Here is a 24,823-nt window from a genome sequence, read left to right on the forward strand (position 1 = left end):
GCCGATGCCCCGCGTCCTGCTGGCTCCCGACAAGTTCAAGGGCACCCTGACGGCCGCCGAGGTCGCGGGGCACCTGTCGGACGGCCTGCGCTCGGTCCTGCCCGACGTCGAGGTGGTCGTCGTCCCCGTCGCCGACGGGGGCGACGGGACCCTCGCCGCGGCCGTGGCTGCCGGCTTCACCCGGGTGCCGGTGCGGGCCACTGGCCCGACGGGTATGCCGGGAGAGTCGGCCTACGGGGTACGCGGCACCGAGGCGGTGGTCGAGCTGGCGGAGGTGTCGGGCCTGGCCCAGCTGCCCGGCGGGCGAGCAGCCCCCCTGTCGGCCTCCAGCAGGGGCACCGGCGAGCTGATCGCCGCTGCCCTGGACGCGGGAGCGCGTCGCGTCGTCGTCGCCGTTGGCGGGAGCGCCTGCACCGATGGCGGGGCGGGCCTGCTCCAGGCGCTCGGCGCCACCATCCGCACCGCCACCGGCGCCGAGGTGCGCCCGGGTGGCGCCGGGCTGCTCGACGCGGCCCGCCTGGACCTGACTGGGCTCCATCCCGAGCTCGCCGGGGCGGAGCTGGTCGTGGCCTGCGACGTCGACAACCCCCTCACCGGCAGCCGTGGGGCTGCGGCGGTCTACGGCCCGCAGAAGGGCGCAGGCCCCGAGGACGTCGAGCTGCTCGACTCCGCGCTGACGCGCTGGGCCGACCTCGTCGCCCGCGCCACCGGCACCGACCGACGGGACGAACCGGGAGCAGGAGCTGCGGGCGGGGTCGGCTTCGGGCTTCTCGCCGTCCTCGGCGCGACGACACGACCAGGAGCCGAGCTCGTGTTCGAGCTGACCGGGCTGCCTGACGCCCTTGCCGGGGTCGACCTGGTCGTGACCGGCGAGGGCTCGCTCGACGCCCAGACCTTGCACGGCAAGGCTCCGGCCGCCGTCGCCGCGCTGGCCCGCGACAAGGGGGTGCCGGCCGTGGCGGTGGCCGGTCAGGTCACGCTGACGCCTGCCGAGCTGGGAGCGGCAGGCCTGCACGCGGCATACGCGCTGGTCGACGAAGGCACGCGGCAGGAGGCGCTGAACGCACCGGGGCCGCTGCTCGAGCGGATCGGCGCGCGCATCGCGCGCGAGCACCTCGGAGGTGGGCGATGAGGTTCGCGAGGGTCGGTCCCCCCGGAGCCGAGCGTCCCGTGGTCGTCGCCGACGACGGTGGCCTGCTCGACCTGAGGACACTGACGACTGACATCGACGCGGCCTTCCTGGGCAACCTGGCTGCGGTCGACACCGCTGCGCTGCAACGGCTTCCGCGAGACGAGGAGGTGCGGTTCGGCTCGCCGATCGCGCGGCCGGGCAAGGTGGTCGGCATCGGGCTCAACTACCGTGACCATGCCGCCGAGGCGCGGGTGCCGCTGCCCACCGAGGCGGTCGTCTTCCTCAAGGCGCCGACCTCGGTGTGCGGACCCACCGACGACATCAGGATGCTCCCGCAGTCGGTCACGACGGACTACGAGGTGGAGCTCGGGGTCGTCCTCGGGGCGCCGCTCAAGGACGAGCGCGACCGGTCCCGCGCGCTGCGGGCGGTCGCCGGCTACGTGCTGGCCCACGACGTCTCCGACCGGGCGCTCCAGCTCGAGCGCGGCGGCACCTGGACCAAGGGCAAGTCGGCTGACACCTTCTGCCCGCTCGGCCCGTGGCTGGTCACCCCCGACGAGCTCGGCGACCCTGCCGCCGTCAGGCTGCGCCTCTCGGTGAACGACACCCTCAGGCAGGACGGCTCGACCGGCGACATGCTGTTCTCCGTCGCCGAGCTGCTCTGCTACGTCAGCGGTCTCATGACCCTCGAGCCCGGCGACCTCGTCGTCACCGGCACCCCGGCCGGCGTCGCGATGGGCCAGCCGGAGCCGCGGCCCTACCTGCGCCACGGCGATGTCGTGTGCGCGGACGGCGGGGTCCTCGGTCGCCATCGCAGCCGCGTCGTGGACGCAGTTCGTTCTGCCACACCGGCAGCGGCGAGCTGAGGCAGGGATTACGGTCATGGCAGGCGCGGTGCAGAGCTCCGGGAAGGGGTCGGGCGTGACGGCAGAGGTGGTCGTTCGAGCGAGGCGTGCCGTGGTCGGCGGGGCCGAGGTCGCGGTGGCGGTCTCGCTCGCGGGCGGGCGGATCGTCGCGGTCGACCCCTACGACACCGAGGTGCCCGGCGCCCGCGTGGTCGAGCTGGCCGACGACGAGGTGCTGCTGCCCGGCCTCGTCGACGCCCACGTCCACGTGAACGAGCCGGGCCGCACCGACTGGGAGGGGTTCGCCAGCGCCACCCGCGCCGCCGCTGCCGGTGGTGTCACGACGATCATCGACATGCCCCTCAACTCCATCCCGCCCACCGTCACCGTGGCCGCCCTCGAGGAGAAGCGGGCGGTCGCCCGCGACCAGGCCTACGTCGACGTGGGCTTCTGGGGCGGTGCCGTGCCCGGCAACCTGCCCGACCTGCGACCGCTCCACGAGGCCGGCGTCTTCGGCTTCAAGTGCTTCCTGCTGCACTCCGGCGTGGACGAGTTCCCCCACCTGTCGGCGTCCGAGCTGCGCGAGGCGCTCGCGGAGACGGCCACCTTCGACGGGCTCGTCATCGTGCACGCCGAGGACGAGCAGACCATCGAGTCCGCACCGCAGCCGCACGGCCAGGGGTATGCCGGGTTCCTGGGTTCGCGTCCCAAGGAGGCCGAGGAGCGGGCCATCGCGCAGGTCATCGACGCGACCCGCGAGACCGGCGGGCGGGCGCACATCCTGCACCTCTCCGACGCCGACGCGATCCCGTTGATCGCCAAGGCCCAGGCCGAGGGGCTGCGGCTCTCGGTGGAGACCTGCCCCCACTACCTCACCCTCGACGCGGAGGAGATCCCCGACGGCGCAACGCAGTTCAAGTGCTGCCCGCCGATCCGCGAGCACGACAACCGCGACCGGCTCTGGGCCGGCCTGGAGGACGGCGTCATCCGCACGGTCGTGTCCGACCACTCGCCCTGCACCGAGGACCTCAAGCGGTTCGACTCAGGCGACTTCGGCGAGGCCTGGGGCGGCATCGCCGGTCTCCAGCTCGGCCTGCCCGCCGTGTGGACCGAGGCCCGGCAACGCGGGCACTCGCTCGCCGACGTGGTGCGCTGGATGGGGGAGGGGCCTGCTGACCAGGTCGGGCTCACCGACCGCGGGCGGATCGCGGTCGGCGCGCCGGCCGACCTCGTAGTCTTCGCCCCCGACGAGTCGTTCACCGTCGACGTCGCCTCCCTGCGGCACAAGAACCCCGTGTCGGCGTATGCCGGCCGCACGCTCACCGGGGCCGTGCGCCAGACCTGGCTGCACGGCATACCGGTCGACATCGAGGCCGACCCCCGCGGTCGGCTCCTGACGAGAGGACAGCGATGACCACGCCCCGCCACGCGACCACTTCCTACTACGCCCCCGCCGGAGGTCTGCCGCCGCAGACCCAGCTCACCACCGACCGAGCGGTGTTCACCGAGGCGTACGCCGTCCTGCCGCGCGGGACGATGACCGACATCGTCACGAGCAACCTGCCGTTCTGGGACGCCACCCGGCTCTGGGTCATCGCCCGGCCGTTGTCCGGCTTCGCGGAGACGTTCTCGCAGTACATCGTCGAGGTCTCGCCGGGCGGTGGCTCCGACAAGCCCGAGCTCGACCCGGGTGCCGAGGGGGTGCTCTTCGTCGTGGCGGGCGGGCTGACGCTGACCCTCGGGGACCAGTCCCACGAGCTGGCGCCCGGCGGCTACGCCTTCATCCCGCCGGGTCAGGAGTGGACGCTGCACAACCGCGGCGACGTCGTGGCGACCTTCCACTGGATCCGCAAGGCCTACCAGGTCGTCGACGGGATCGAGCCGCCCGAGGCGTTCGTGACCAACGAGGCGGACGTCGAGGGAGGGGAGATGCCCGGCACCAACGGGGTGTGGACCACCCAGCGGTTCGTCGACCCGACCGACGTGCGGCACGACATGCACGTCAACATCGTCAACTTCGAGCCGGGCGGGGCGATCCCGTTCCCGGAGACCCACGTGATGGAGCACGGCCTCTACGTCCTCGAGGGCAAGGCCGTCTACCTGCTCAACAACGACTGGGTCGAGGTGCAGGAGGGCGACTTCATGTGGCTGCGCGCCTTCTGCCCGCAGGCCTGTTACGCCGGGGGCCCCGGTCGGTTCCGCTACCTGCTCTACAAGGACGTCAACCGGCACGCAGTCCTCAGCCGCCAGTTCGGGTAGCTCACGATCTGGCGGCCAGGGCCATGGTGGGCATGATGGTCCGGTGACGGGTGGAGGTGGAGCATGACGCAGCCACGGCGACAGTCGGGCATCGTCAGCCTGCTCACCCGGGAGGACGCCTACGTCTCGGGACCCCAGGTGCTCTCCGAGCTGCGCCGCGTGATCGCCTCCGGCGCGGTGCCCCCCGGCAGCCCGATCCCGCTCGACGACGTGGCGGCCTTCTTCGGCGTGAGCCTGATCCCTGTACGCGAGGCCCTCAAGACCTTGCTCGGTGAGGGCCTGCTGGAGCACCAGCCCAGGCTCGGTTACACGGTCACGGCCCTCTCGCAGGCCGAGCTCGACGAGCTCTACGTGGTGCGCGGTGCCCTCGAGGCGGCTGCCCTCGAGGCGGCGGTGCGCCAGTCCGCACCGGCTGACCACGCGCGCGCCACGGCGATCCACGACGCCCTCGACCGGGCCGTCGCCGCCGACGATGCCGGGGCGTTCCAACGCGCCAGCCGCGAGTTCCACGAGGCGCTCCTGGCCCCGTGCCGGATGCCCCGGCTGCTGCACATGCTCGACATCGCCTGGAACCTCACCGAGCCCGTCCAGACCATGATGCGCACGACCGAGCAGGACCGGGCAGGCATGCGCGAGGACCACCAGCGGATGCTCGACGCCTTCGTCGCCCGCGACGCCGAGACCCTCAAGGCCGTCGCCGTGGCCCACCACGACCGGCTCACGGCATGCATCGCCCGCATCGGCGGCTGACCAGCCTCTTCTCGCCCCGATCCGGCGCCGGTCGAACCCGCCCGGGGGCGCCTGGATATACCCAGATATACGGTTCAAAGCCTTCTGTCCCAACGGATCCGCTCCTAGCGTTCTCCGCAAGCATCCGCGATCACGCGGTGGACAAAGGAGTCCGGATGAGCACCACGGAAAAGCCCTTCGAGACCGAGGAAGCGGCCGCTGCGGCCGGGTTCGCGACCCACCACGGGGAGCACGACCACGGCGCCGGCGCCGGTCTGATCAAGCCGTCGTACGACGAGCGCCTGACCAACGAGGACCTCGCGCCGCTCAAGGAGCAGACCTGGTCCTGGTACAACATCTTCGCGTTCTGGATGTCCGACGTGCACAGCGTCGGCGGCTACATCACGGCCGGCAGCCTGTTCGCCCTCGGCCTGACGAGCTGGCAGGTGTTCGTGTGCCTCATCGTCGGCATCACGATCGTGCTCTTCTTCTGCAACCTGGTCGCCAAGCCCAGCCAGCGCACCGGCGTCCCGTACCCGGTGATCTGCCGGTCCGTGTTCGGGGTGCTCGGCGCCAACATCCCCGCCATCATCCGTGGGCTGATCGCGGTGGCCTGGTACGGCATCCAGACCTACCTCGCCTCGGCGTCGCTCGACATCCTGCTGGTCCGCATGTGGCCGGGGCTCGAGCCGTACGCCGACGTGAGCCAGCACGGGTTCCTCGGCCTCTCGACCCTCGGCTACGCGACCTTCGCCCTGCTCTGGGTTGCGCAGGCGGCGGTCTTCTGGACCGGCATGAACACGATCCGCAAGTTCATCGACTTCGCCGGACCAGCCGTCTACGTCGTGATGATCGCGCTGTGCGTCTACCTGCTGTCCAAGGCCGGCTGGAGCGTCAACCTCAACCTGTCCGACCACGAGCTCTCCGGCGGCAAGGTCGTCACGACGATGCTGGCGGCGACGGCCCTGGTCGTGTCCTACTTCTCCGGACCGATGCTCAACTTCGGTGACTTCTCGCGCTACGGCCGCACCTTCCAGGCCGTGAAGAAGGGCAACTTCTGGGGCCTGCCGGTCAACTTCGTCTTCTTCTCGCTGCTGACCGTCCTCACCGCCGCGGCCACCCTGCCGGTCTACGGCGAGCTGATCACCGACCCGGTGTCGACCGTCGGCCACATCGACAACACCTTCGCCCTCGTCCTCGCGGCGCTGACCTTCACCACGGCCACGATCGGCATCAACATCGTCGCCAACTTCGTCTCTCCGGCCTTCGACTTCTCCAACGTCAGCCCGCAGAAGATCAGCTGGCGGATGGGCGGCATGATCGCCGCGGTCGGTTCGGTCCTGCTCACGCCGTGGAACCTCTACAACAGCCCCGAGACGATCCACTACACGCTCGACACCCTGGGCGCTTTCATCGGCCCGTTGTTCGGGGTCCTCATCGCCCACTACTACGTCGTGCACAAGCAGCGGGTCTGCGTCGACGACCTGTTCACCCTCGACGAGTCCGGCGCCTACCACTACAAGCGTGGCTACAACCCGCCCGCGATCTGGGCGACCGCGATCGCTGCCGCCGGCGCCCTGTCGGCCGTGTTCATCCCCGGCATCAACCGGTTCGACGACTACTCCTGGTTCATCGGCTGCGGTCTGGGCTTCGCGGCATACGCGCTCCTCGCTCCGCGGATGGGTGTCAGCGACAGCCCCCTCGACGCGAAGACGTGCGTGAAGTGACCGTCCACCTGACCCTCGTCAACCCGAACACGACGGCGTCGATGACCGCGCTGATCGAGGCGGAGGCGCGGCGGGTGGCCGGCCCCGACACGATCATCACGGCCCGCACTCCGTCGATGGGACCGGCGTCGATCGAGAGCCACTACGACGAGGCGCTCGCGGTGCCGGGGCTGCTCGAGATCATCCGGGAGGACCAGCAGGCGGACGCGTTCGTCCTGGCCTGCTTCGGAGACCCCGGTCTGGACGCCGCTCGGGAGGCGGCGTCCAGGCCGGTGATCGGCATCGCCGAGGCGGCGATGAAGACGGCTTCCCTTCTGGGGCGGAGCTTCTCGGTCGTCACCACGATGAGCCGCACGGTGGGGCGCGCGTGGGACCTCACCCGCACCTATGGCCTGGAGCGTCAGTGCGCGGGCGTGCACGCGTGCGACATCCCGGTGCTCGAGCTGGAAGAGGACCGCGACCGGACGTATGCCGTGATCCTCGCCTTCGCGAAGAACGCCCTGGCGGCTGACGGCTCGGACGCGATCGTGCTCGGGTGCGCCGGGATGGCGGGCCTGCCCGAGCTGCTCACCGAACAGCTGGGGGTGCCGGTCGTCGACGGTGTCGCAGCCGGAACCCTGCTCGCCGAGAGCGTCGTGCGGCTCGGGTTGCGACCTTCCACGCACGGCGAGCTCGCGCCGCCGCCGCCGAAGGCCTACGCCGGAGTGCTGCAGGGGTTCGGCCGCGCCTGAGTTGTGCCTTCCCGCGGCGCCTCCCCCCGAAGGCGGGCACGTGTTGCGCGCAGATCGTCACGGGTGGGCGGACATGGGGGTCCGGTGACCACCTGGCGGCAACAGGTCCCGGCGGTGGGGACGTGTTGCGCGCAGGTCGTCACGGGTGGGCGGACATGGGGGTCCGGTGACCACCTGGCGGCAACAAGTCCCGGCGGTGGGGACGTGTTGCGCGCAGGTCGTCACGGGTGGGCGGACATGGGGGTCCGGTGACCACCTGGCGGCAACAGGTCTCGGCGGTGGGGACGTGTTGCGCGCAGGTCGTCACGGGTGGGCGGACATGGGGGTCCGGTGACCACCTGGCGGCAACAAGTCTCGGCGGTGGGGACGTGTTGCGCGCAGGTCGTCACGGGTGGGCGGACATGGGGGTCCGGTGACCACCTGGCGGCAACAAGTCCCGAAGGCGGGCACGTTCGTCCAGCGCGCGGAATGGTCGGCCGAAACCCTTGATTCAACAGTTTGTTGAGGCCTATCCTGCTCGGGAACCAACGACAGGGCCGTCGTTCGGCATGGATAACCGGCGGACCCACTCCTGTCAGCAACCATGCCCCCAGGTGGCGACGCCTGGGGGATGATGGTCCCCAAGGATTGGGGCGACGGGAGTCACCATGGCGTCAACCAACACTCACGCTGTTGAAGAGCACAGTGTCACGGTCAACGGTGCGCCCAGCGCGCTCGACGGCACCGACCCGAGCACCACGGCCCTCGACTGGCTCCGGGCCCAGGGCCTGACCGGTGCCAAGGAGGGCTGCGCCGAGGGAGAGTGCGGCGCCTGCTCGATCATGGTGGCCCGACCCACCGAGGGGTCCGGCACCCAGTGGACCGCCATCAACGCGTGCCTCGTCCCGGTCGCGGCGCTCGACGGCCAGGAGGTCGTCACCTCAGAGGGACTCGGCCGCCCCGACGCCCTCCACCCGGTGCAGCGTGAGATGGCTGTCCGCGGCGGGTCCCAGTGCGGCTACTGCACGCCGGGGTTCATCTGCAGCATGGCCGCCGAGTACTACCGCGAGGGTCGGTGTGCCACCGCTGCGGCCGCTCCGGACCCGTCGCAGAACGGCCACCAGCGTGCAACCGAGGCTGCCCAGGGCCACACAGCGAACGACCCGGGTGCCGCTCCCGACCACGAACACGGACCCAACGGCTTCGACCTGCACGCACTCTCGGGCAACCTGTGCCGCTGCACCGGCTACCGACCCATCCGCGACGCCGCTTACGCCCTCGGCGAGCCCGCCGCCGACGACCCGTATGCCGCGCGGCTGGCTGCCGCGCCCCCCGCCGCCCGCGCCACGCGGCTTGACGGCCCCACCGGGACCTACGCCCGCCCCGGCGACCTCTCCGAGGCGCTGGCCCTGCTGTCCGAGCACCCCGACGCCGTCCTGGTGGCTGGCTCCACCGACTGGGGCGTCGAGGTCAACCTCCGTGGGTCGCGGACCCCCTTCGCGATCGGCATCGACCGGCTGCCGGAGCTGCGGACGCTCGAACTCGGTGACGACGCGGTGGAGATCGGTGCCGCCCTCAGCCTGAGCGAGGTGGAGCGGGGGCTCGCCGGACGAGTCCCGTTGCTGGACAAGATGTTCCCGCAGTTCGCCTCGCGCCTGATCCGCAACGGCGCGACCATCGGCGGCAACCTCGGCACGGGGTCGCCCATCGGTGACACGCCTCCTGCCCTGCTCGCCCTCGAGGCCACGGTGCTGCTCGCCTCGACCGACGGGGAGCGCGAGGTGCCCCTGGCCGACTACTTCACGGGCTACCGCCAGACGCTCAAGCGAGAGGGCGAGCTGATCCGGGCCGTGCGGATCCCGTTGCCGCTCAGCGAGGTCACGGCCTTCCACAAGATCGCCAAGCGACGGTTCGACGACATCTCCAGCGTCGCCGTCGGATTCGCGCTCGACCTCCGCGACGGCGTCGTCGTCAAGGCGCGGATCGGCCTCGGTGGCGTCGCCGCCACCCCCATCCGCGCGCTGGCCACCGAGGCTGCCCTCGAGGGTCGGGCGTGGAGCGCCGAGGTCGCCCGCGAGGCTGCGGACGTGATGCGCGGCGAAGGCACGCCGATGGACGACCACCGGGCCAGTGCGGCATACCGCACGGCGACGCTTGGCACCGCCCTCCTCAAGCTGCACGCCGAGACCGCGACCCAACAGGAGGTCGAAGCATGAGCGCCCTGTCCGAACGCCCAGCCAATCCCGTTGTCGGCCAAGAGATCCCGCACGAGGCGGCATCGCTGCACGTGACGGGTGAGGCGCTGTACACCGACGACCTCGCGGTCCGTACGCACGGGATCCTGCACGCCCACCCGGTGCAGGCGCCGCACGCCCATGCCCGCGTCACCCGCCTCGACACGGCGCCGGCGCTGGAGGTCCCGGGCGTCGTGCGCGTCCTCACCGCCGACGACGTCCCGGGCGTCAACGATGCCGGGGTCAAGCACGACGAGCCGCTGTTCCCGTCGGAGGTCATGTTCTTCGGTCACGCGGTGTGCTGGGTGCTCGGCGAGACCCTGGAAGCCGCACGGCTGGGCTCGCTCGCGGTCGAGGTCGACTACGAGCCGCTGCCGTCCCTGGTGACCGTCCACGAGGCGATCGAGGCCGGGAGCTTCCAGGGCGGGCAGCCGCACATGGAGCGGGGCGACATCGAGGCAGGGTTCGCCGGGGCGGCCCAGGTCTACAGCGGCCAGTTCGAGTTCGCGGGGCAGGAGCACTTCTACCTCGAGACGCACTGCTCGATCGCCCTCGTGGACGAGAACGGGCAGATCTTCGTCCAGAGCTCGACGCAGCACCCGACCGAGACGCAGGACATCGTCGCGCACGTCCTCGGGCTGCCGAGTCACGCGGTCACCGTCCAGTGCCTGCGGATGGGTGGCGGCTTCGGGGGCAAGGAGATGCAGCCCCACGGGTATGCCGCGATCGCGGCCCTCGGCGCGACGCTCACCGGCCGCCCGGTGCGGCTGCGGCTCAACCGCACGCAGGACATGACCATGTCGGGCAAGCGGCACGGGTTCCACGCGCAGTGGCGGGTTGCCTTCGACGACAACGGAATGCTGCAGGCGCTCGACGCCACGCTGACTTCCGACGGTGGGTGGAGCCTCGACCTCTCGGAGCCGGTGCTGGCCCGGGCCCTGTGCCACATCGACAACGCCTACTGGATCCCCAACGTGCGGGTGAACGGCCGGATCGCCAAGACCCACAAGACCAGCCAGACCGCGTTCCGTGGCTTCGGCGGCCCCCAGGGGATGCTCGTCATCGAGGACATCCTTGGCCGGTGCGCCCCCCAGCTGGGCATCGACCCGATCGAGCTGCGGTCACGCAACTTCTACGTCGACGGTCAGTCCACTCCCTACGGCCAGCCGGTCCGCCACCCCGAGCGGGTCGCGACCTGCTGGGAGCAGGTGCTCTCCACCGGTGACATCGCGGCGCGCAAGGCCGAGATCGCGGCATACAACGCCTCGCACCAGCACTCCAAGCGTGCCCTGGCGATGACGCCGGTGAAGTTCGGCATCTCGTTCAACTTCACCTCGTTCAACCAGGCCGGCGCGCTCGTCCACGTCTACAAGGACGGGTCGGTACTCATCACCCACGGTGGCACCGAGATGGGTCAGGGCCTGCACACGAAGATGCTCCAGGTCGCGGCCACCACGCTGGGGGTGCCGCTGTCGACCATCCGGCTCGCACCGACGCGCACCGACAAGGTGCCGAACACGTCAGCGACGGCCGCCAGCTCCGGTGCCGACCTCAACGGTGGCGCGGTCAAGGACGCCTGCGAGCAGATCATCGAGCGGCTGCGGGCTGTTGCCGCCGGACGACTCGGGGCGCACCCGGCCGACGTGCGGTTCAGCGACGGGCACGTGGGCAAGGTCGGCGGTGGCGCCACCGTGCCGTGGGCAGACCTCGTCAACCAGGCCTACTTCCAGCGGATCCAGCTCTGGGCTGCGGGCTTCTACCGCACTGAGGGGCTGCACTGGGACTCCTCCGCGATGCACGGGTCGCCCTTCAAGTACTTCTCCTACGGCGTGGCGGCGAGCGAGGTCGAGGTCGACGAGTTCACCGGCGCCTACCGGTTGCGGCGCGTCGACATCGTGCACGACGTGGGCGACTCCCTCTCGCCCCTGGTGGACACCGGCCAGGTCGAGGGTGCGTTCGTCCAGGGTGCCGGCTGGCTGACGCTTGAGGACCTGCGCTGGGACGAGTCGGACCGGCCGTCCCGTGGTCGGTTGGCCACCCAGGCGGCGAGCACCTACAAGCTCCCGAGCTTCTCCGAGATGCCCGAGGTCTTCAACGTGGCGCTGCTCGAGCGCGCCCACGAGGACGGCGCCGTCTACGGCTCGAAGGCGGTCGGTGAGCCGCCGCTGATGCTGGCGTTCTCGGTGCGTGAGGCGCTGCGCGAGGCTGCAGCCGCCTTCGGTCCGGCCGGAACGTCGGTCGACCTCGCCTCGCCAGCGACTCCGGAGGCCGTCTTCTGGGCCGTTCAGGAGGCCCGGGGCGGCGCGGAGCCGCCCCACATGACTGCGATGGTCGAGGGTGCGCCGGGCGTGGTGCCCGACCAGCCCGACCCCGACGCCGCACCCCTGCGGCCGCGTTCCGAGCAGGCCGCCCAGCCGGCCAGGGCGGGGACGTGACCGTGGAGTGGCTCTCGGCCGTCGAGCGCCTGCGTCGCGAGCGCCGGCCGGGCGTCCTCGTCACGCTGACCTCGGTGCGCGGACACTCGCCGCGTGAGGCCGGGGCCAAGATGGTCGTCGGCGTGGGTGCCACCTGGGGCAGCATCGGTGGCGGCAACCTCGAGGCCACCGCGGTCGCCCGCGCCCGCACGATGCTCGCCGAGTCCGTGGCCGTCCCTGAGCAGATCTCGTTGTCCCTCAACGACAAGGCGCCCGCAGAACATGGTCAGCAGTGCTGCGGTGGCGAGGTGCAGGTCCTCCTCGAGCCGCTCGCGGTGGTGCCGGCGGTCGCGATCTTCGGAATCGGCCACGTCGGGCTCGAGCTCGCCCGGATCCTCGCCCGCCACGACCTCGAGCTCCACCTCGTCGACTCGCGCGCCGACCAGCTCGGACACGACCGGCTCGACGTCCTCGACGACTCGACGGCCAGGGTCCACGTCCACCACGCCCCCGTCCCGGAACTGGTCCTGGGCCAGGTGCCCCACGGCACGCATGTCCTCGTCATGACCCACGACCACGCGGAGGACGCGGCTCTGTGCGACGGCGCCCTGCGGTGCGAGCACCTCGGCTCGATCGGGCTCATCGGCTCGTCGGCCAAGTGGTCCCGCTTTCGCCAACGCCTTGCGGCAGAAGGGCATTCGGACGCCGACCTCGCGCGCATCCAGACCCCGATAGGTGTCGCCGACCTCACCGGCAAGGACCCGGCGACCATCGCCCTGAGTGTCGCCGCCGACCTCGTGAGGGTGTTCGAGTCCGAGTCCTCGCGAGTGCCTCGATGACGCTCTTCCGGGCCACTGTGCTCGACACCCCCGACGACCCCTTCTCCGGTGGCGCCCTGCGCGCCCAGGACGACTGCGGCCTGCTCGTCGAGGGCGGGGTGATCGTGGCTCGCGGTGCCTTCGCGGCCCTGCGCGCCGAGCACCCCGACGAGGACGTCCTTGACCTGCGCGAGGGGATGGTCCTGCCCGGGTTGGTCGACACCCACGTCCACTTCCCGCAGGTGCGCGTCATCGGCGGGCTGGGCATGCCCCTGCTCGACTGGCTCGACCAGTGCGCCCTCCCGGAGGAGATGCGGCTGGCCGACGTCGACATGGCGCGTGGCGTGGCCAGGGACTTCGTCACCGGACTGGTCGACGCCGGCACCACCACTGCCCTCGTGTTCGGGTCGCACTTCGCCTCGGCGGTTGACGTGATGTTCGAGGCCGCCGACCTGTGGGGCCTGCGGGTCACCACCGGCCTGGTCACCTCCGACCGCATCCTGCCCGAGCCGCTGCTCACCACGCCCGAGCGCGCCTACCAGGAGTCGCGCGACCTCGCCTCGCGCTGGCACGGCAAGGGCCGCCTCCGGTATGCCGTGACGCCGCGCTTCTCCCTGTCGGCCAGCGACGCGATCCTCGAGTCCTGTGCCGCGACGTTCGGCGAGGTCGACGGGGCCTGGTTCACCTCGCACGTCAACGAGAACACCGCCGAGGTGCTCGAGGTGGCCGGGCTGTTCGACGGTGCCTCCTACGTCGACACCTACGACCGCCACGGTCTCGTGACCCCGCGGTCGGTGCTCGCGCACAACGTCCACCCGACCGACCCCGAGCTCGCCACCCTGGCGGCGCGGGGAGCCTCGGTCGCGCACTGCCCGACGAGCAACTCGGCCCTCGGCAGCGGGCTGTTCCCGCTGCGCCGGCACGTCGAGGCAGGGGTGCAGGTGGCGATGGGCTCGGACGTCGGTGCCGGCACGGGCTTCTCGATGCTCAAGGAAGGCCTCCAGGCCTACTTCATGCAGCGGCTGCTCGGCGACGAGGGACTGCCCCTCACGTCGGCGCACCTGCTCTGGCTGTGCACCGCCGCCGGTGCCCGTGCGCTCGGCCTCGAGCACGAGGTGGGAGACCTGTCGGTGGGCAAGCAGTTCGACGCGATCTGGCTGCTGCCGGAGGCCGGGGACCCGCTGGCCGTGGGACTGGGCAACGCCAAGTCGGCCGACGACGCGCTTTCGAAGGTGTTCGCCCTCGGCACGACGTCCGACATCGGCGGCGTCTGGGTCGGAGGTGACCAGATCGCCGCCGGTCGCTGGCGGATGCCCCGCCGCACCTGACAGGGCTACATCGAACCGGTCAGGAGGCGCGCTCGGCCTTCAGGACCTCGGCGTAGGCCGGGAGCGTCAGGAAGTCGGGGAAGTCGGGGTCGAGCGCGCACTCGACGAACAACCTGCGCGCCGTCTCCAACGCACCCCGCGCGGTCTCGTCGTCGCCCACGGTGTCGACCAGGGCGGCATACTCGCTCTCCACGACCTCGTCGACGAGCTCTCGGGTGACGGTCTCGCCGGACGCGAGGGTGGCGCCCGAGTTGAGCCACTGCCAGATCTGGCTGCGTGAGATCTCGGCGGTCGCGGCATCCTCCATCAGGTTGTGGATCGCGACCGCGCCGTTGCCGAGCAGCCACGCCTGGAGGTACTGGATGCCGACGGAGACGTTGCCCCGCAAGCCATCCAGCGTCCGGTCGCCCGGGGTGGAGGACGCATCCAGCAGGTCCGCGCCGGTGACCGAGACGTCGTCGCGCTGCTTGTCGAGCTGGTTGGACGAGTCGCCGAGGACGTCGGTGAAGATCTCCTTGCAGAGCTCGACCATGCCCGGGTGTGCGACCCACGAGCCGTCGAAGCCCGCGCCGACCTCACGCTCCTTGTCGGCTCGCACCTTGGCAAACGCCGCCTCGTTGACCGACGGGTCCTTGCTGGGGATGAACGCCGCCATGCCACCGATCGCGAACGCCCCGCGCTTGTGGCAGGTCTGCACGAGCAGGTCGCTGTAGGCCTTCATCATCGGCGCGTTCATCGTCACGGCGTTGCGGTCGGGCAGGGTGAACGACGGCCCGGAGTCCCGGAAGTACTTGATGATCGAGAACAGGTAGTCCCACCGACCGGCGTTGAGCCCGGCGGCGTGGTCGCGCAGCTCGTAGAGGATCTCGTCCATCTCGAAGGCCGCGGGGATCGTCTCGATGAGCACCGTCGCACGCACCGTGCCGTGGGGGATGCCGAGCGACTCCTGGGCGAAGGTGAAGACGTCGTTCCAGAGCCGTGCCTCGAGGTGCGACTCCATCTTGGGCAGATAGAAGTAGGGGCCACTTCCGCGCGCGAGGAGCTCGGCGGCGTTGTGGAAGAAGTAGAGGCCGAAGTCGACCAGGGCGCCGACCAGCGGCCGTCCGTCGAGGGTGAGGTGCTCCTCGTCGAAGTGCCAGCCGCGCGGGCGCGGCACGATGACGGGTATGCCGCCCGGGTCCTTGAGCTCGTAGTGCTTGCCGTTGGGGGCGGTGAGCTCGATGGTGCGGCGGACCGCGTCGTAGAGGCTGACCTGGCCGCCGATCACGTTGTCCCAGTGGGGCGTGTTGGCGTCCTCGAGGTCGGCGAGCCACACCTTGGCGCCGGAGTTGAGGGCGTTGATCGCCATCTTGCGCTCGGTCGGGCCGGTGATCTCCACGCGACGGTCGGCGAAGTCGGCCGGGGCCGGCGCCACCGTCCAGTCGCCCTCGCGCACCTCGCGCGTCTCGTCGAGGAAGTCCAGTCGTCCGGTCCTCGACACCTCTGCACGGCGTGAGCGTCGTGCCTCGAGCAGCTCGTCCCGACGGCCACCGAACCTCGACTGCAGCTCCGCGAGGAAGGCCAAGGCCTCGGGGCTCAGGATCTCCGAGCTCCGCTCGACGTCGTGGGGGGCGTCGACGACGACGGTGGGCACGGGCTGCATGGTGGGCGTGGTGGGCTGGGACATGCGCATCCTCGGGAGAAGTCGGTGGTGTCGCGTGCCGCGGTGGCGGCTCACAGACTACGATTGTTCCATGATACGAAATCTTCTTCTCATTCGGGAAGGACTGGGGAGAGATATATGAGCACCCCACCGACCGTCGAGGACGCGGCGACGCCCGCGAAGACAGGCGGTGGCGTCCAGTCGCTCGAGCGCGCGTTCGCGATCCTCGAGACGATGGCCGACGCCGGCGGCGTGATCAGCCTGTCGCAGCTCGCCAACGATGCCCAGCTGCCGCTGCCCACGATCCACCGCCTCGTGCGGACCCTCGTCGACCTCGGGTACGTGCGCCAGGAGGCCTCCCGCCAGTACTCCCTCGGCCCGCGCCTGATCCGGCTGGGGGAGACGACGTCCCGGATGGTGAGCCGGTGGGCGCGGCCGCACATGGAGCGACTCGCCCACGAGCTCGGCGAGTCGGTCAACCTCGCGATGCTCGACGGCGACCAGGTGGTCTACATCGGCCAGGTGATGGCCAGCCGCAACTCCATGCGGATGTTCACCGAGGTCGGTCGTCGCGTGTTGCCGCACTCCACCGGCGTCGGCAAGGCGATCATGGCCGACATGGACCCCGAGGCCGTGCGGGCCATCCTCGCGCGCACGGGCATGCCGGCGCGCACCGAGCACACCATCACCGATCCCGAGGCGTTCGCGGCCGAGCTGGGTCGCACCCGTGAGCGCGGCTACGCGCTCGACGAGGGGGAGCAGGAGGTCGGCGTCCGCTGCGTGGCCGTCGCCATCCCCGGCTCACCCCAGCCGTTGGCGCTGTCCGTGTCGGGCCCGCTGCCGCGCATGACGGACGCGTTCATCGAGAGTGCGACGACGCCGATGCACACTGTCGCGGCGGCGATCTCGGCCGAGATGCGGGGCGCAACCGTCTAGCGCGTCAGCATCGGGCGAACGGTTGCCCTCCGTGATGTGAACATTGGTGCCAGACACCGGTTTCCGCGCTCGGGCCCCCGAGCGTTCGGCACGCTGGAGTCATGGCCTACGGCACGGAGTCCCTCCCGCTCGCCCTCGCCCACCGCGGGGGTGCCGCCCTCGCCCCGGAGAACACCGTCGCCGCGTTCGCCCTCGCGTCGGCCCTGGGGGTTCGATACCTCGAGACCGATGTGCGGCTGACCGCCGACGGCGCGCTGGTCTGCTTCCACGACTCGACCCTCGACCGCGTGACGGACGCACGCGGGCCGCTCGCGCGGCATACCCTCGCGTCGTTGCGTGGGGTGCGGGTGGCTGGGCGGGAGCCGATCCCGACCCTGGCCGACGCGCTCGAAGCCTTCCCCGACGCCAACTTCACCGTCGACCTGAAGGACCAGGCGGCGATCGGTCCCTTGGGAAAACTGTTGCAGCACAGTGACTTCCGAGACCGGGTGTGCGTGGCCGGAGCCTGGGACGGTTGGCTCGATGTCGTGCGGGCCGAGGCGCCCGGAGTGCGGACCGCCCTGGGCTGGCGCTCCCTGGCCGCGGTGGTCACCACGGCCCATGCCGGGATGCCGCCCGCTCGCCGCTTCGCGACGGCCGAGTTCGCGCACGTGCCGCTCAAGCTCGGGCGGGTGCCGGTCTTCGTCGAACGGTTGGTGACGGGGGCGCACGGGATCGGCGTGAAGGTCGTGGTGTGGACCGTCAACGACCAGCCGTCGATGGTGCGGCTGCTCGAGGCCGGCGTCGACGGGATCATCACCGACCGACCCGATCTGCTGCGCGAGGTGCTGGTGGCTCGCGACCAGTGGCTGCCCATGGGCGACATCAGGTCGCGGATCGTCCGGAACCCGCAATAGCCTGCGCGACATGGCTATCGCACGTTTTCCCACCATCGTCCTCGACTGCCCCGATGCCGAAGCCCTGGCGACCTTCTACGGCACCATGCTCGACTGGTCCGTCAAGAACGAGGGCGACTGGTTCGAGATCCGCGCCGACTACGGGCAGTGCATCTGCTTCCAGCAGGTCGACGACTACCGGGCTCCCGTCTGGCCCGGCCAGGACGTCCCCCAGCAGATGCACCTCGACGTGGTGGTCGAGGACCTCGACACCGGCGAGGCCGACGTGGTCGCACTCGGTGCGACCAAGCACGACCACCAGCCGGGGACGACCTTCCGGGTCTTCCTCGACCCGGCCGGCCACCCGTTCTGCCTCTGCACCAGCTGAAACCACGAGAGACAGGTATGCCGCGGACGCCAGGTGCGTCCGCGGCATACCGAAATCCATTGGTGCGGTGGGGAAGTCGTCAGTCCTCCTTGCCGGAGCTCATGCCTTCCTTGATCAGGCCCATGACCGACGAGTCGGCCAGGGTCGTGACGTCGCCGACCTCGCGGTTCTCGGCGACGTCGCGCAGCAGCCGCCGCATGATCTTGCCGGACCGGGTCTTGGGCAGCTCTGACACGACCATGATCGAGCGGGGCTTGGCGATCGGGCCGATCTCCTTGGCCACGTGGTTGCGCAGCTCCTGCACCGTCTCGTCACCGTGGTCCTCGGATCCGCCGCGCAGGATGACGAACGCCACCACGGCCTGACCGGTCGTCTCGTCGGTCGCGCCCACGACGGCGGCCTCGGCCACCGACGGGTGCGACACGAGGGCCGACTCGATCTCGGCGGTCGACAGCCGGTGGCCCGACACGTTCATGACGTCGTCGACGCGGCCGAGCAGCCAGATGTTGTTGTTGGCGTCGTACTTCGCGCCGTCCCCGGCGAAGTAGTACTTCGGCCCGAACCGCGACCAGTAGGTCTCCTTGTAGCGCTCCGGGTCACCCCAGATGCCGCGCAGCATGCCCGGCCACGGTTTGGTCAGCACGAGGTAGCCGACCGCCTCGGGGTCGTGCAGCGGCTGCCCTTCGTCGTCGAGGATCTCGGCGCTGATGCCGGGGATCGGTCGCTGCGCCGAACCGGGTTCGAGGCTCGTGACTCCCGGCAGCGGGCTGATCATGATGCCGCCGGTCTCGGTCTGCCACCAAGTGTCGACGATCGGGCAGTGGCCGCCGCCGATGTTCTTGCGGTACCACAGCCACGCCTCGGGGTTGATCGGCTCACCGACCGAGCCGAGCAGCCGCAGCGACGACAGGTCGAACTTCGCGGGGATGTCGTCGCCCCACTTCATGAAGGTCCGGATCGCGGTGGGCGCGGTGTAGAGGATCGTCACGCCGTACTTCTGCACGATCTCCCACCAGCGGCCCTGGTGCGGGGTGTCCGGCGTGCCCTCGTAGATCACCTGGGTCGCGCCGTTGGCCAGCGGTCCGTAGACGATGTAGGAGTGGCCGGTCACCCAGCCGATGTCGGCCGTGCACCAGTAGACATCCGTCTCCGGGTGCACGTCGTGCACGACCGAGTTCGTGTATGCCGCCTGCGTCAGGTAGCCGCCCGTCGTGTGGAAGATGCCCTTCGGCTTCCCCGTGGTCCCCGACGTGTAGAGGATGAAGAGCGGGTGCTCGCTGTCGTGGGCGACCGCCTCGTGCTGGTCGCTGGCCGAGTCGACGACGTCGTGCCACCAGACGTCGCGGTCGTCGTTCCACTCGACCTCGTCCTTGGTGCGCTGCACGACCAGGACCTTCTCGACAGTTGTCTCGCCCTCGACGGCAGCGTCGACGGCGGGCTTGAGCGGGGCGGACTTGCCTCGGCGGAACTGGCCGTCAGCGGTGATCACCAGCTTGGCCTCGGCGTCGGCGATGCGGGTGCGCAGGGCGTCGGCCGAGAACCCGCCGAACACCACCGAGTGCGGGGCGCCGATGCGCGCGCACGCGAGCATCGCCGCCACTGCCTCGGGGATCATCGGCAGGTAGATCGCCACGCGATCGCCCTTCGAAACCCCAAGGGACTCAAGGGCATTGGYGGCCTTGGCCACGTCACGCTGCAGCTCGGCATACGTGATGGTGCGGGAGTCCCCGCCCTCTCCCTCGAAGTGGATGGCGACGCGGTCGCCGTTGCCCGCCTCCACGTGCCGGTCGACACAGTTGTAGGCCGCGTTGACCTCACCGCCGACGTACCACTTGGCGAACGGCGCACCGCTCCAGTCGAGGGTCTGGTCGAAGTCCTTGGCCCACGTGAGACGCTGCCGGGCCTGGTCGGCCCAGAAGCCCTCGAAGTCCTCGTCCGCCGCGTCGTAGAGGTCCGCCTGGCCGTTGGCCTGGGCGGCGAACTCGGGGCTGGGAGACAGATCCCGACCCTCGGTCTGGCTCGTGGACAAGGTTTCGGACACGGTGGTTCCTCCTGGCGGCGTTGGCAGGCGACGTCGTCGGCAGATCCGGCGTCGCAGTCGCGGTGACACCCCAAGCCAACCCGCATCCGGGCCGCGCATCAAGGGGAGTGGTCGCGTTGATCGATCGACGGACGTTGGGAGCGGCAAGCGGCTAGCCTCTGGTGGCGTGAGCACCGCGAGGAACTCCACCTCTGACGCCGGTTCCGATTCCGCAACGCCCAGCACGCTCGAGCGCGGCAGGGCTGTGGCCCGTCGCGTCTGGCCAGAGGTGGCCATGCTGCTCGCAGCTGTCCTGTGGTGGCCGGTCGGCTTCTGGGGTCTGACGTCGTGGTTCCACCTGCCGCTGAGGGCCATCAACGGCGACGTCGTCCTGCTGGGGGCGACCGCGGCCGCTGCGTCGGTCTCGCTGCTCGTGCGTTCCCCGTGGCCACGCTTCGTCATCGTCGTGCTGTTCAGCGTGCTCGCCTGGCTCCTCTCCGCGCCCTCCACTGACGAGTACCCCGACGAACGCCAGGTCCTGGTGATCCTGCTGGTGGCGGCGGCCCTCGGCGGCATCGTGCTCGGCATCCGCGGGCACAGCGGGCCACTCGGAGCGGCCACGGTGCTGGCCGTCGTGGCGGGGCTGTCGCCGGCCACCTGGCCGCACGGGCTGCTGCTGGCGGTGGCCCTGGCCCTGCCGTTCGCGGTGGCGACCTTGCAGCGCGTCGCGCCAACCCTGCTCAGCGTCGCCCGGATCCTGTTGACGTGGCTGGTCTTCTCTCTGCTGGCTCGGTCGCTGAGCCATGGCTGGGACGTGCTCCACCCGCGCATGAACGTCGGGTCCAAGCGCGGGGAGCTGCGCCTGGTCGCCGAGTCGTCATGGGACTTCCTCCGAACGCAGTGGTGGAGCTACTCGGAGTCCCTGGTGCGGTCCACGAGCGGCTGGCTCCTCGTAGCCCTCGTGCTGGCGGTGCTGGTCGCAGCGACGCGGGCGCTGCTCGGCGGCTTGCGTCGCCGGACAACGCCCGCGCGGGATGTCCACACCGACGAGACGTCCCCTACCAGCGGTGGGCCACGTCGATGACGAGCCTGCTGCCGGTGGCGTCGTGGATCGTGAAGGCCCGGAACGGCAGCCGTGCCCTGACGCCCAGGCCCATCGACGTCTGACCCTCGAACGTCCCGGCCCACGCGACCTGCCGGAACGTCGTGTAGCCGGTGACGTTGACGAGCTCGCGCTGGTTGGCGGGCTGGTAGCTCGCGGTGCCCGTCGAGGTGTACGCCGGTGCCCGTGTGACGACGAGGAGCTTGGCGCCACCCCGCAGCGGCACGACCGCCCCCTGGCCCTCGGTGAAGACGTTGGACACGTACTTCACCGTGTAGCCGGGAGCCTTGCCCTTGACGTCGATCACCAGTCGGTCGAAGCAGGTGTGCCGTCCCGCCCTGACGTTCGTGAGCGGGCCGGGGACCATGGTGGAGGAGTTCTTGGCGAGCGAACCCCAGGTGAGCCCGCAGTAGGGTGCGGCCTCTGCGGAGGTGGTGGCGGCAACGACGGGGACAACGCCGGCCGCCAGGGCGATGACGAGCGACCGGATGGCCAGTCGCGTGGAGCTATGCTTCGTGATGTTCATGGTGTCCTCCCTTCGGACACACCACTGACGCGGTCCGCGGCCCGGTGGTTGACCCGGCATACCAAATGGCAACGGTGCCGCGCCCCCTGTCCGGGGACACGGCACCGTGGTGATCCCTGTGCCGGGTGGTCGACCTAGTGCGCGACCGCCTTCTCGGCGCCGTGACCCGTGAGGGAGCGAACCTCCATCTCGGCGTACTTGGCTGCGTTGTACTCCTTGCTCGTCACGGTGCCCAACCAGCCCAGGATGAAGGCCAGCGGGATCGAGACGATGCCGGGGTTGTCGAGCGGGAACCAGTGGAAGTCCACGGTCGGGTCCGTGATCATCGAGGCGCTCGTCGTGAGCGGCGCGACCGGCGGCTTGCCCGAGACCACTGGGCTGAAGACGATCAGCGTCAGCGCGGTGATGAGGCCACCGTAGATCGACCACAACGCGCCTCGGGTGTTGAACCGCTTCCAGAACAACGAGTACAGGATCGTCGGCAGGTTCGCCGAGGCCGCGATGGCGAAGGCGAGGGCGACGAGGAAGGCGATGTTCTGGCCGTTGGCGAGGATCCCGCCGAGGATCGCGAGGATGCCGATGACGACCGCGGTGATGCGGGCGACCCGGACCTCGTCCTCCGGAGAGGCGGTGCCTTCCTTGATGACCGAGTTGTAGATGTCGTGCGACAGGCTCGCGCTCGCCGTGATCGTCAGACCGGCGACGACCGCGAGGATGGTCGCAAATGCCACGGCCGAGATGAGGCCGAGCAGCAGCTCACCGCCGAGCTCGTAGGCCAGCAGTGGCGCGGCCGAGTTGGCCTTGCCGGGAGCCGCTGCGATGGCCTTGGGCCCGACGAGTGCGGCGGCGCCGTACCCGAGGACGAGGGTGAAGAGGTAGAAGATGCCGATCAGCCAGATCGCCCACTCGACCGACTTGCGGGCCTCCTTCGACGAGGGCACGGTGTAGAACCGCATCAGCACGTGCGGCAGGCCTGCGGTGCCGAGCACCAGGGCCAGCGACAGCGAGATGAAGTCGAGCTTGGTCAGGCCGCTCTTCCCGTACTGCAGCCCGGGATCGAGGACCTTCTTGCCTCCCGACTTCGTCACGGCCTCGCCGAGCAGGTGGGAGAGGTTGAGCCCGAACCTGCTCAGCACCCAGACGAACATCACGGCGGCGCCGATGATGAGCAGCACGGCCTTGATGATCTGGACCCAGGTGGTGCCCTTCATGCCGCCGATGAGTACGTAGGCGATCATGATGACCCCCACGACGGCGATGACGACGGACTGGCCGCTCTTCTTGTCGATGCCCAGCAGCAGTGCCACCAGACCGCCCGCCCCGGCCATCTGCGCGAGCAGGTAGAAGAAGCAGACCGCGAGGGTGGAGATCGCCGCAGCCATCCGGACCGGCCGCTGCTTGAGGCGGAACGACAGGACGTCGGCCATCGTGTACTTGCCCGCGTTGCGAAGCAGCTCGGCGACCAGGAGCAGTGCGACGAGCCACGCGACGAGGAAGCCGATCGAGTAGAGGAAGCCGTCGTAGCCGTTGAGGGCGATGGCCCCGGCGATGCCGAGGAAACTGGCCGCCGACAGGTAGTCGCCCGCGATCGCGATGCCGTTCTGCCGTCCGGTGAAAGCACGACCACCCGCATAGAAGTCGGCCGCGCTGCGGTTGTTCTTCGACGCCCGGATGACGATCGCGAGAGTGATCAGGACGAAGACGCCGAAGATGGTGATGTTGAGCGCCGGGCTGCCGACGTTCGTGGCGGCGGGGGCGAGGCTGGCAATGGTGGGAGCGCTCATCGGTGGTCCTCCCCGATCGTCGTGGCGAGTGCGGCGGCGCGCGGGTCGAACTCACGGTCGGCCCAGCGGACGTAGAGGATCGTGATGACGAACGTCGACACGAACTGACCGAGCCCGAGGATCAGGCCCACGTTGATGTTGCCGAACACCTTGTGGCCCATGAACACCGGCGCGTAGACCGACAGCAGCACGTAGAGGAAGTACCACGCCAGGAACAGCGCGGTCATGGGGAAGACGAACCTGCGGAACCGGGACCTCAGGTCCGCGAACTCCTCGGACCCTTGCAGGTCCACAAAGGGGTCGTGCTCCGTGCGAGCGTCGTTGCTCACGGGACACCTCCTGTGGTGGCGCGGGCCGGTCCCGCGATCGTCGCCACTGTGCCGCTGCGAGCCCCTGAGCAGCAGGTATGCCGCGTGGCCGCGCGCCGTGCGGAGGGTGCGCTCGCCGGGTGGCAGGGGGTGCTGCGCCGAACGGTCGCCGTCGAGCGCCGAGCGGCGAGTCTCGCCGCAGCTGGTGGACCACCTGGGATGGTGTCACGAGTGATACCATCACATCATGGCCATGACGCTGAGACTGACTGAGGACGAGACCGAGGCCCTGCGCCGACGCGCCAAGGCGGAGGGTCGTTCGATGCAGGAGGTTGCTCGCGACGCCGTGTCGAGCTATCTCGAGCAGGCCGGCCGGCGACAGATCGTCGACGCGGTCCTCGACCGCGAACTGGTCCGCTACGCCGACGCGATCGAGCGACTCGGCCAGTGATCCTGCTGACCTTCGATGACGTCCTGCACATCGCGGAGCGCGTCCTGGGTGAGGTGCAGGTGCGTGACGCCGGCCTCCTCCAGAGTGCCGTGGCCCGCCCGGCTACGACCGTCTTCGGCGAGGATGCCTACCCGACGCTCCACGAGAAGGCAGCGGCCCTGCTCCAGTCGATGGTCGACAACCATCCTCTCGTCGACGGCAACAAGAGACTGGGCTTCGTCTCCATGCTGGCCTTCTACGGCGCCAACGGCCTGCAGCTCCGGCTCACCAATGACGCGGCCTACGACCTCGTGATGGCGGTGGCTACGGGGGAGCTCGCCGAGATCTCCTACATCGCCCAACGACTCGAGCAGGCCACCGAGGCCTGGTCTCGCGACCGCTAGCTGTACTGACCGGACAGGTTGGTCAAGCGGGTGATGGGTGGCTTGTTCCCGCAGGCGGTGTGGGGTCGGTGGTGGTTGTACTCGTGGATCCATGCTGACAGGGCGGCTCGTCGCTCGGCTTCGGATTCGTAGCAGCGGGCGTAGCCCCACCCGTCGGCCAGGGTGCGGTGGAAGCGCTCGATCTTGCCGTTGGTCTGTGGGCGGTAGGGGCG

At 70.2% G+C, this 24,823-nt stretch carries 23 protein-coding genes; 17 read left to right on the forward strand and 6 right to left on the reverse strand.

The features are described from left to right. The first annotated feature begins 4 nt into the window (after positions 1-4). From AC1DXJ_RS07415 to AC1DXJ_RS07465, 11 genes are all read left to right on the forward strand, one after another. Positions 5-1,132, forward strand: coding sequence for a glycerate kinase (locus AC1DXJ_RS07415; RefSeq protein ID WP_477636712.1), 1,128 nt, complete (start codon positions 5-7; stop codon positions 1,130-1,132). Continuing rightward, a complete protein-coding gene (locus AC1DXJ_RS07420; RefSeq protein WP_477636713.1) occupies positions 1,129-1,998 on the forward strand; it encodes a fumarylacetoacetate hydrolase family protein in 870 nt (289 codons plus the stop codon). Before AC1DXJ_RS07415 ends, AC1DXJ_RS07420 begins: the two co-directional genes overlap by 4 nt. A gap of 16 nt (positions 1,999-2,014) precedes the next feature. Then, a complete protein-coding gene (gene allB, locus AC1DXJ_RS07425) occupies positions 2,015-3,391 on the forward strand; it encodes an allantoinase AllB (protein WP_477636714.1) in 1,377 nt (458 codons plus the stop codon). Beyond that, positions 3,388-4,236: a bifunctional allantoicase/(S)-ureidoglycine aminohydrolase gene (locus AC1DXJ_RS07430; protein ID WP_477636715.1), complete on the forward strand. Its 849-nt coding sequence runs from the start codon at positions 3,388-3,390 to the stop codon at positions 4,234-4,236. The genes allB and AC1DXJ_RS07430 overlap by 4 nt, the downstream gene beginning before the upstream one ends. 63 nt (positions 4,237-4,299) lie before the next feature. Then, positions 4,300-4,986 carry a GntR family transcriptional regulator gene (locus AC1DXJ_RS07435; RefSeq protein WP_477636716.1) on the forward strand — a complete coding sequence of 229 codons (687 nt, stop codon included), beginning with the start codon at positions 4,300-4,302 and terminating at the stop codon, positions 4,984-4,986. 155 nt (positions 4,987-5,141) lie between these two features. Next, positions 5,142-6,692 (forward strand): NCS1 family nucleobase:cation symporter-1, encoded by a 1,551-nt coding sequence (locus AC1DXJ_RS07440; protein WP_477614589.1) that lies wholly within the window; start codon positions 5,142-5,144, stop codon positions 6,690-6,692. After that, complete coding sequence (locus tag AC1DXJ_RS07445) at positions 6,680-7,423, forward strand: aspartate/glutamate racemase family protein (protein ID WP_477636717.1); 744 nt, start codon at positions 6,680-6,682, stop codon at positions 7,421-7,423. Before AC1DXJ_RS07440 ends, AC1DXJ_RS07445 begins: the two co-directional genes overlap by 13 nt. 647 nt (positions 7,424-8,070) lie before the next feature. Further along, positions 8,071-9,618, forward strand: coding sequence for a xanthine dehydrogenase small subunit (locus tag AC1DXJ_RS07450; protein ID WP_477636718.1), 1,548 nt, complete (start codon positions 8,071-8,073; stop codon positions 9,616-9,618). Then, positions 9,615-12,071, forward strand: a complete 2,457-nt coding sequence (xdhB, locus tag AC1DXJ_RS07455; protein ID WP_477636719.1) for a xanthine dehydrogenase molybdopterin binding subunit — start codon at positions 9,615-9,617, stop codon at positions 12,069-12,071. Before AC1DXJ_RS07450 ends, xdhB begins: the two co-directional genes overlap by 4 nt. 2 nt (positions 12,072-12,073) lie before the next feature. Further along, positions 12,074-12,889, forward strand: a complete 816-nt coding sequence (gene xdhC, locus AC1DXJ_RS07460; protein ID WP_477614629.1) for a xanthine dehydrogenase accessory protein XdhC — start codon at positions 12,074-12,076, stop codon at positions 12,887-12,889. Next, the gene (locus AC1DXJ_RS07465; protein WP_477636720.1) at positions 12,886-14,196 is read left to right on the forward strand and encodes a guanine deaminase; all 1,311 of its coding nucleotides are present in this window, start codon (positions 12,886-12,888) and stop codon (positions 14,194-14,196) included. The genes xdhC and AC1DXJ_RS07465 overlap by 4 nt, the downstream gene beginning before the upstream one ends. 19 nt (positions 14,197-14,215) lie before the next feature. Here AC1DXJ_RS07465 and aceB read toward each other — a convergent pair whose 3' ends face one another. Further along, positions 14,216-15,838 carry a malate synthase A gene (gene aceB, locus AC1DXJ_RS07470; protein WP_477636737.1) on the reverse strand — a complete coding sequence of 541 codons (1,623 nt, stop codon included), beginning with the start codon at positions 15,836-15,838 and terminating at the stop codon, positions 14,216-14,218. A 138-nt stretch (positions 15,839-15,976) separates the two neighbouring features. On the opposite strand from aceB, the gene AC1DXJ_RS07475 reads away from it, so the two are divergent. The 3 genes from AC1DXJ_RS07475 to AC1DXJ_RS07485 all read left to right on the forward strand — a co-directional run bounded on the left by AC1DXJ_RS07475 (position 15,977) and on the right by AC1DXJ_RS07485 (position 18,037). Further along, positions 15,977-16,774, forward strand: a complete 798-nt coding sequence (locus AC1DXJ_RS07475) for an IclR family transcriptional regulator (RefSeq protein ID WP_477636721.1) — start codon at positions 15,977-15,979, stop codon at positions 16,772-16,774. 101 nt (positions 16,775-16,875) lie between these two features. Next, complete coding sequence (locus tag AC1DXJ_RS07480; protein ID WP_477636722.1) at positions 16,876-17,670, forward strand: glycerophosphodiester phosphodiesterase family protein; 795 nt, start codon at positions 16,876-16,878, stop codon at positions 17,668-17,670. Between the two features lie 10 nt (positions 17,671-17,680). After that, positions 17,681-18,037: a VOC family protein gene (locus tag AC1DXJ_RS07485; protein WP_477614596.1), complete on the forward strand. Its 357-nt coding sequence runs from the start codon at positions 17,681-17,683 to the stop codon at positions 18,035-18,037. A 79-nt stretch (positions 18,038-18,116) separates the two neighbouring features. Here the strand turns inward: AC1DXJ_RS07485 and acs are convergent, their stop codons facing one another. Then, positions 18,117-20,078, reverse strand: a complete 1,962-nt coding sequence (gene acs / locus AC1DXJ_RS07490) for an acetate--CoA ligase (RefSeq protein WP_477636723.1) — start codon at positions 20,076-20,078, stop codon at positions 18,117-18,119. A gap of 166 nt (positions 20,079-20,244) precedes the next feature. Between acs and AC1DXJ_RS07495 the strand changes: the two genes are divergently transcribed. Then, positions 20,245-21,141, forward strand: coding sequence for a hypothetical protein (locus AC1DXJ_RS07495; RefSeq protein WP_477636724.1), 897 nt, complete (start codon positions 20,245-20,247; stop codon positions 21,139-21,141). Here the strand turns inward: AC1DXJ_RS07495 and AC1DXJ_RS07500 are convergent. The 3 genes from AC1DXJ_RS07500 to AC1DXJ_RS07510 all read right to left on the reverse strand — a co-directional run bounded on the left by AC1DXJ_RS07500 (position 21,116) and on the right by AC1DXJ_RS07510 (position 23,798). Beyond that, positions 21,116-21,685, reverse strand: a complete 570-nt coding sequence (locus AC1DXJ_RS07500) for an AMIN-like domain-containing (lipo)protein (protein ID WP_477614599.1) — start codon at positions 21,683-21,685, stop codon at positions 21,116-21,118. The genes AC1DXJ_RS07495 and AC1DXJ_RS07500 overlap by 26 nt on opposite strands. Before the next feature lie 134 nt (positions 21,686-21,819). Beyond that, complete coding sequence (locus tag AC1DXJ_RS07505) at positions 21,820-23,469, reverse strand: solute symporter family protein (RefSeq protein WP_477636725.1); 1,650 nt, start codon at positions 23,467-23,469, stop codon at positions 21,820-21,822. Further along, positions 23,466-23,798, reverse strand: coding sequence for a DUF485 domain-containing protein (locus AC1DXJ_RS07510; protein WP_477614601.1), 333 nt, complete (start codon positions 23,796-23,798; stop codon positions 23,466-23,468). Before AC1DXJ_RS07510 ends, AC1DXJ_RS07505 begins: the two co-directional genes overlap by 4 nt. Positions 23,799-24,024: 226 nt before the next feature. On the opposite strand from AC1DXJ_RS07510, the gene AC1DXJ_RS07515 reads away from it, so the two are divergent. Further along, positions 24,025-24,228 carry a ribbon-helix-helix protein, CopG family gene (locus tag AC1DXJ_RS07515; RefSeq protein ID WP_477633158.1) on the forward strand — a complete coding sequence of 68 codons (204 nt, stop codon included), beginning with the start codon at positions 24,025-24,027 and terminating at the stop codon, positions 24,226-24,228. Next, on the forward strand, positions 24,225-24,611 hold the full coding sequence (locus AC1DXJ_RS07520) for a type II toxin-antitoxin system death-on-curing family toxin (protein ID WP_477636726.1): 387 nt from the start codon (positions 24,225-24,227) through the stop codon (positions 24,609-24,611). Before AC1DXJ_RS07515 ends, AC1DXJ_RS07520 begins: the two co-directional genes overlap by 4 nt. Here AC1DXJ_RS07520 and AC1DXJ_RS07525 read toward each other — a convergent pair. Beyond that, positions 24,608-24,823: integrase core domain-containing protein (locus AC1DXJ_RS07525; protein ID WP_477636727.1), on the reverse strand; the 216-nt coding region annotated here is incomplete at its 5' end. The two genes, AC1DXJ_RS07520 and AC1DXJ_RS07525, sit on opposite strands and share 4 nt — an antisense overlap.

Source organism: Pedococcus sp. P2_D9, assembly GCF_056404275.1.